The 600-nt window shown below is 25.2% G+C and carries 1 protein-coding gene; it reads left to right on the top strand.

Annotated features, from left to right (window positions below; translation table 11 throughout):
• The coding region (locus MSI_RS13615) for a glycosyltransferase (protein WP_155815666.1) at positions 1–352 on the top strand (352 nt) is incomplete at its 5' end.
• Positions 353–600: the final 248 nt, after the last annotated feature.

Here is a 600-nt window from a genome sequence, read left to right as displayed (position 1 = left end):
TAATTTAGAAGATTATGTTGAATTCATGCAAGAATTAAGTAATGAAGAATTAACTTATCAAATGAAACTAGCTAATGTATTAGTACTGCCATCTACTAGAGAAGGATTTGGAATGGTATTATCTGAGGCAAATGCTTGTCATACACCTACAATTGCCTATGCTTCAGGAGGAGTTGTAGAAGTAGTTGATGATACAAGAACAGGGTATCTAGTAAAACCTGGAGACATAACTACACTTCAAGAAAAAATTGAATATATACTGGATAATAAAGATGTGGAAGAAAAACTAGGACTTCAGGGAAGAAAATATGTTGAAGAAAAATTTAACTGGGATAATTTAGTTTCACAATAGGCTCTGTTGAAACCCTTATTTTAATAAATTAGAAATCAAAGTTTATACAATTTTACACTTGAAATCATTCAAATTTATTTTTTCTAGAAATTAAATTTTTATCTTTTTTTATAAAATTAACTTTTTAAAATAATTTTTTTGGCAAAAATACTAAAATTTAAGAATGAATTTAAAAAATAAGTAATAACAAACTATATTAGTTAAAAAGAGGAATAAATATTAATATGACCTCAAAAATATTAATTCCT

Origin of the sequence: Treponema sp. JC4 (genome assembly GCF_000260795.1) — a bacterium.
Classification (GTDB): Bacteria; Spirochaetota; Spirochaetia; order Treponematales; family Treponemataceae; genus Treponema_D.
This window is presented reverse-complemented; position numbering and strand designations above follow the sequence as displayed.